The organism is uncultured Propionibacterium sp. (assembly GCF_963539965.1).
Taxonomy (GTDB): domain Bacteria; phylum Actinomycetota; class Actinomycetes; order Propionibacteriales; family Propionibacteriaceae; genus Propionibacterium.
Window position 1 is genome coordinate 1 of sequence record NZ_CAUTOU010000098.1, and the last position, 6,028, is coordinate 6,028.

General features: G+C 72.4%; 7 protein-coding genes. 4 read left to right on the top strand and 3 right to left on the bottom strand.

From position 1 onward, the window contains the following. From R2N01_RS10920 to dtd, 3 genes are all read right to left on the bottom strand, one after another. The coding region (locus R2N01_RS10920; protein ID WP_316671110.1) for a hypothetical protein at positions 1–1,164 on the bottom strand (1,164 nt) is incomplete at its 3' end. A gap of 73 nt (positions 1,165–1,237) precedes the next feature. Next, positions 1,238–1,882, bottom strand: a complete 645-nt coding sequence (locus R2N01_RS10925) for a response regulator transcription factor (protein ID WP_316671112.1) — start codon at positions 1,880–1,882, stop codon at positions 1,238–1,240. A 205-nt stretch (positions 1,883–2,087) separates the two neighbouring features. Then, positions 2,088–2,519 (bottom strand): D-aminoacyl-tRNA deacylase, encoded by a 432-nt coding sequence (dtd, locus tag R2N01_RS10930; RefSeq protein WP_316671114.1) that lies wholly within the window; start codon positions 2,517–2,519, stop codon positions 2,088–2,090. Between the two features lie 349 nt (positions 2,520–2,868). On the opposite strand from dtd, the gene R2N01_RS10935 reads away from it, so the two are divergent. The 4 genes from R2N01_RS10935 to R2N01_RS10950 are packed head-to-tail and all read left to right on the top strand — an operon-like array spanning position 2,869 to position 5,974. Further along, positions 2,869–4,290, top strand: coding sequence for an MFS transporter (locus tag R2N01_RS10935; protein ID WP_316671116.1), 1,422 nt, complete (start codon positions 2,869–2,871; stop codon positions 4,288–4,290). 56 nt (positions 4,291–4,346) lie between these two features. Beyond that, positions 4,347–4,505, top strand: coding sequence for a hypothetical protein (locus R2N01_RS10940; RefSeq protein WP_316671118.1), 159 nt, complete (start codon positions 4,347–4,349; stop codon positions 4,503–4,505). 3 nt (positions 4,506–4,508) lie between these two features. Further along, complete coding sequence (locus R2N01_RS10945; protein ID WP_316671121.1) at positions 4,509–5,012, top strand: FABP family protein; 504 nt, start codon at positions 4,509–4,511, stop codon at positions 5,010–5,012. Next, a complete protein-coding gene (locus R2N01_RS10950; RefSeq protein ID WP_316671123.1) occupies positions 5,009–5,974 on the top strand; it encodes a folate-binding protein in 966 nt (321 codons plus the stop codon). Before R2N01_RS10945 ends, R2N01_RS10950 begins: the two co-directional genes overlap by 4 nt. The last annotated feature ends 54 nt before the right edge of the window (positions 5,975–6,028 follow it).

The following is a 6,028-nucleotide window of genomic DNA, read 5'->3' on the forward strand; positions in this document are numbered from 1 at the left end:
GGCGCCGAGCAGCTTCCGCCAGGCGGCGTCGCGGGTCGTCTCGTGGCGCAGCCCGCCCGCCTGCTGCGGATCGATGAGGGCGACGCCGATCAGCGCCACCTCGATGGCGCCCCAGACCTGTTCGCCGGCGACCCGCCCGGAGGGCGCGCCGAGCAGCACGTTGATCCTGCCGTCGGGCCCGCGCAGCTCGTCGGGGCCGTCGGTCAGCTGCATGATGAAGAAGCCCTGGCGGGTGATGCGCTCGTAGACGAGGCCGCCGTTGATCGCGAAGTTGGCCACGCGCCGCAGCGTGTGGAAGATCCAGTAGTCCTCGAGCTCGGGGCCGGGCGCGATCGCCGCATCGACCTCGGCGAACAGCTCGATGCGCAGGCCGTCGTCCGGGTTCGGGTCGGCCAGGCCCTCGGACAGGATGACGGTCGCGCCGTCCGCGGTGCCGAACAGCCGCCACGCCTCCGGGGCGGTCGGCCAGGTGTTGCGCGCCAACCGCGGCCAGCGGTCGTCGAAGCGGGCGGCGCCCAGGGGCCTCAGGCCCGAATCCGCGTAGAAGAGGGCGCGGTCACGGCGCACGGCGTCCACGCCGGTGAACTCCTGCTGGTATATCGCGTCCAGGCCGGCCTCGACACTCACGTCGAGGCCGGCGACCGGCTTGTCGGCGATGAGACGGGCGCGCAGCACCCGCACCTCGATGACGAGGACCCGCGGCGGCTCGGCGGCCAGCCCGCGCAGCTCGCGCAGGTGGACGATCGACTCGACCGGCATGTCCTTGAACGAGTCCCCCAGCGGCTGGGCCGCGTCGCCGTCGACGGCCGGCACGAAGCCGACCCCGTAGCGCCCCCGGCCGGCCCTGCGGGCCGCCCGCAGGGCGCTACGCAGATGGTCCTCGGCGTCCCACTGCTGGATGCGCAGCCCCTCGCGGGTGATGCGCACCGTGTAGTAGCCGTCGGGCAGCGACGCGGCGCTCATGGCCGAGTGGGTCCGGTAGCGCAGCGGGCCGCCGCGCAGCTCCTCCTCATCGGTGAGCACGCTGCCGGTGGCCGCGCCGCCGTCGGAGCTGATCCAGCCGACGCGCTCGGGCACCTCGTCGAGCAGCCCCAGCCGGACGATACGGCGGTGCACCGTCTCAAGGCTCTCCCGCGTCGCGGGGGTCAGCGCGATGTCGTGCATGGCCCCAGTATGGTCGCTCGCGGACGGAACCGGCCCCGCCGGGGCGAGGCGGTCCGGGCCGCCCTCCGGCGCGTCAGGCGCGCGCGTCGAAACGGTAGCCGACGTTGCGCACCGTGCTGATGCACTGGTCGTGCTCGGTGCCCAGCTTGGCGCGCAGGCGCCGCACGTGCACGTCGACCGTGCGGGTGCCGCCGTAGTAGTCGTAGCCCCAGACGTTCCTGAGCAGCTCCTCGCGGCTGAGCACCCGGCCGGGGTGCGCGACGAGGAACTTCAGCAGCTCGAACTCGGTGTACGTCAGGTCGAGCTTCTCCTCGCCGACGGTCACGGTGCAGGCCGACTCATCGATCTCGATGGAGCCGCCCGACAGGGTGCTGTGCGCGTGCGGGGCGATGAGCAGGCGCAGGCGCGCCTCCCATTCGGCCGGCTGGGCGTCCTCGAGGATGAAGTCGTCGACGCCCCACTCGGAGGAGACGACCGACAACGACTCGGGCGCGACGAGCAGCATGATCGGCCGCTCGCCGCCGGCCGCGGTGAGCACCTGGCAGGAGGTGCGGGCCGCGGCGAGCTCCTCGCGGGCGTCGACGACGACGGCGTCGGCGATCTCCAGGTTGTTGAGGGCCTCGGCGCCGTTGGCCACGACGATGAGCTCGTGCTGGAGCAGGGCGAGGGGCTCGGGCGCGATGAGGCCGGCGGGGCAGACGAACAGCACCTGGGCCATGCCTGCCTCCCGTCCTGGATGGCCGCCTCGGCGGTGGCCGGTGTCCGGGCCGCCACGGGGCGACCCTCGTCGTCGGGCTCGCCCCGTGGCGAGCACATCCAGGGTCAGAATAGTTGAGCGCCCGGACCGGGGGCCCCGGGTCGCCCAGAATCCGTCGCCGGTGGTCCTCCGGTCCGACCGGCGCCGGTCGGCCGGTGGTCGGGACTCAGTCGGCGCTGTCGAGCAGGATCGTCATCGGCCCGTCGTTGACGAGCGCGACCCGCATGCGGGCGCCGAAGCGGCCCGTCTTGACCCGGGCCCCGGCGTCGCGCAGCGCCCGGACGTAGGCGTCCACCAGGGGTTCGCCGACCGGGCCCGGCGCGGCGGCGTTCCAGCTGGGGCGGCGGCCCTTGCGCGTGTTGGCGTAGAGCGTGAACTGGCTGATGACGAGGATCGGCGCATCGACGTCGGAGGCGGATCTCTCGTCGTCCAGGATGCGCAGCCTGAGGGTCCTGGCCGCCATCGCGGTCGCGTCCGCGGCGGTGTCGTCGTGCGCGACGCCCACCAGCGCCACCAGTCCCGGGCGGGGCAGGGAGCCGACGACCTCGCCGTCGACGCTCACCGAGGCGGACAGGGCGCGCTGCAGTACGACTCGCATGGCTCCATGCTCGCACTCCCGCGCCCCGGCGGGCCCGGGGCCCCGCCGCCGGTGGTGCGCCTGCGGGACCGCGCGCCCCCGGCCGATGGCAAGTACCGGCAACGCCGTCTCCCCGCGCGGGAATGCTGGGAGCATCAGCAGTGCGAGCGGGCTCCTCCCGCAGTGAGCCCGCTGCTCCTCGGCGAGGCCGGCCCGTGACGTCCGTCCGGGGCCGGTGGGGGAGGTCCATCGCATCGGCCCCGGGCGGACCGGCGGGGCGCGACGATGGGCCGCCCGGGGACGGGTGGTGGCCTCACCGCGAGGACCCCGAGCCCCGCCTCCCATCCGGGCGAGAAGGAGAGAAGGACCGATGACGATCCCCGCAGGAGACCAGAGGCTGGCGGCCGTGGACGCCGCGCCCTTCGGCATGAAGGACAAGATCGGCTACGCGCTGGGCGACGCGGGCAACAACTTCACCTTCAACCTGGTGAACTCGTTCCTGACGATCTTCTACACCAATGTCTTCGGCATCAAGGGCGCCATCGTCGGTGTCATGTTCATGATCGCCCGCTTCTTCGACGCCTTCGTCGACGTCGTGGTGGGCCGGCTGGCCGACAACTCCGGGCTGACGGACAGGGGCCGCTTCACCCCGTGGGTCATCCGCATGAAGTACCCGCTGCTCGTCTCGGCCATCATCCTGTGGGTGCCGCTCATATCGGGCGTGCCGCTGGGCGTGCGCGTCGGCTACGCCTTCGTCACCTACTTGGCGTTCGGCGTCCTCTACTCGTTCGTGAACATCCCCTACGGCTCGATGGCCTCGGCCATCTCCGACGACCCCGAGCACAAGACCGCCCTGTCGACCTGGCGCTCGGTCGGCGCGGCCGTCGGCTCCGCCGTGGTCTCCTACGTCGTCCCGCTGGTCATGTACGCCGGACACTCCAGGCAGATCACCGGCGCCCGCTTCTTCTTCGGGGCCGCGGTCTTCGCCGCCATCGGCACCGTCTGCTACGTGGGACTCACCGCCTTGACGACCGAACGCGTCCGCGTCGAGAAGGCCGGGCCGGTGCCCTTCGGCAGGATGCTCAGGGACATGGCCCACAACAGGGCCCTGCTGGTGCTGGTCGTCGTCGACCTGGTCGTCGTCATCAACCAGAACCTGTCCGGCACGATGCTGACCTATCTGTACAACGACTACTTCCAGGACAAGGGCTGGATGTCCGTCGCCCTGGTGTTCAACTTCACGACGGTCGTCCTCATCGCCCCGTTCGCCGGTGCCGTCGTGCGCCGGTTCGGCCGCAAGGAGTCGGCCGTCGCCGCGCTCTTCTTCGCGGCCGCCGTCTACGGCGCCCTGTTCCTCGTCCACACGCACAGCCCGGTGGTCTACCTGGTCGGACTGTTCTTCGGCTCCCTCGGCGCCGGCGTCTTCAACCTGATGGTGTGGGCCTTCATCACCGACGTGATCGACAACCACGAGGTGCTCACCGGCGACCGCGAGGACGGGGTCGTGTACGGCGTCAACTCCTTCGCCCGCAAGTTCGCCCAGGGAATCGGCGGCCTGGTCGGCGGCTCCATGCTGTCGCTCATCGGCTATGTCGAGTCCAACACGGGCGGCGCCCAGCAGAGCGCCGAGGTCGTCAACCGCATCTACAACCTGGCCTCCGGCCTGCCGACCGCCTGCTGCCTGGTGGCGGCCCTCGTCCTCCTGCTCTTCTACCTGCTGGGCAAGAGGAGGGCGGCCGGGAACGCCGCAGCCATCGAGGAGCGCCATGCGGCCAACGCGGCCCGGTCCTGACCCCGGCCCGGCATCGACAGGGCGACCGGGTCCTGCCGGCGGCCTAGACTGATCGCGTGGCGATGCTCGATCTGATCCTCCTCCTTCTCGCAGTGGCCGCAGTGGCCGCTGCGGCCATCGCCCTCCTGAGCGCCGTGGTGCGCTGGCTGCGCCGCCGCGAGGCGCGGGAACTGCGCCGGCCCCGCCCGCTCCTCCGCAACGACAGGAGACGCTGACAGATGCCCTTCCAGATCCCCGAGGACCTCAACCCGGCGCTCATGCCGCTGGCCTGGCTCATCGGCCGCTGGGCCGGCAACGGTCATGGCAGCTGGCCCGATCGCGGCGACTTCGAATTCGGCCAGCAGGTCGAGTTCGCCACCAACGGCGAACCCTATCTGCACTACATCTCGCAGACCTACGTCGCCGACGAGACCGGCCGGCCGGTGGCGCCGCTCGGCATGGAGACCGGCTTCTGGCGGCCTCGGGCCGATGGCGGCGTCGAGGTCGTCCTGTCGCATCCGGACGGTTGGAGCGAGGTCTGGGACGGCCGCGTCGACGGCGCCCGGATCGAGCTCGTCACCGACGTCGTGGCCCGTACCAAGAGCGCGGAGCTCGAGTACACCGGCGGCCAGCGCCTGTACGGCAACGTCGAGTCCGATCTGATGTGGACCTTCGACCGTGCCGCCAGGGACGTCCCGCTGCAGCCCTACATGTGGGCCCGTCTGCAGCGGAGAACGTCGTGAGCGCCGTCCTCGTCCCGGACGGGCCCGACGAGGGCCTGCTGTGGCACCGCGGCCGCCCGATGGCCGAGCAGCGCGCCATCGTCGAGGGCACCGCGGTGGCGCAGCTGGGCCGCCGCGAGGTCGTGACCGTCACCGGCCCGGCCCGTCACGAGTGGCTGCACTCGCTCACCACGGGCGTCTTCAACGGTCTGGAGGCCGGCGCCCGCGTCGACGCGCTGGTCCTGAGCCCCGCCGGCCACGTCACGCACGTCCTGCACGCCGTCGAGGACGGCGAGCGCCTGTGGATGTTCGGCCGGGCGGGCTCCGGCTCCTCGCTCGGCGACTTCCTCGAGTCGATGGTCTTCCGCACCAGGGTCGTCGTCGAGCGCCGGCCGCAGGCCCGCGTCCTCTGGGCGGGCGCGAACGCCGGGGACGTTCCCGCCGGGCTCGCCCCCGACTTGGACGCGCCCTTCGGCGACGGCTCCGTGCGCATTGCCGCGTCCGGCATCGACGACGAGGACGAGCGCGCCGCCGGCACCTGGGCCTGGGAGGCCCTGCGCATCGCGGCCGGCATCCCGCGCATCGGCGTCGACACGGACGGGCGGACCCTGCCGAACGAGCTCGGCCTGTACGCGACGGCCCTCGACAAGGGCTGCTACTGCGGCCAGGAGACCGTCGCCCGTGTCCACAACGTCGGCCACCCGCCGCGCCGCCTGGTGCGCCTGCTGCTCGACGGCATGCGCGCCAGGCTGCCCGCTGCGGGCTCCGATCTGCTGCTCGACGGCAGGCCGGTGGGCTTCATCGGCGCCAGCGCCCAGCACTTCCTGGACGGACCGATCGGTCTCGGTCTGGTCAAGCGCACCGTTCCGGTCGACGCCCGGCTCGTCGTCGACGGCGTCGACGCCGCCCAAGAGGTGCTCGTCGACCCGGACATCGGCCTGCACGTGGAGGTGCCCGCCCACCTGCGCGGGCGACCCGTCTGACCGCCGCCCCCTGCCGGCACCGCGCATGCATCCGTGGCGCACGGCGGGAGGCGC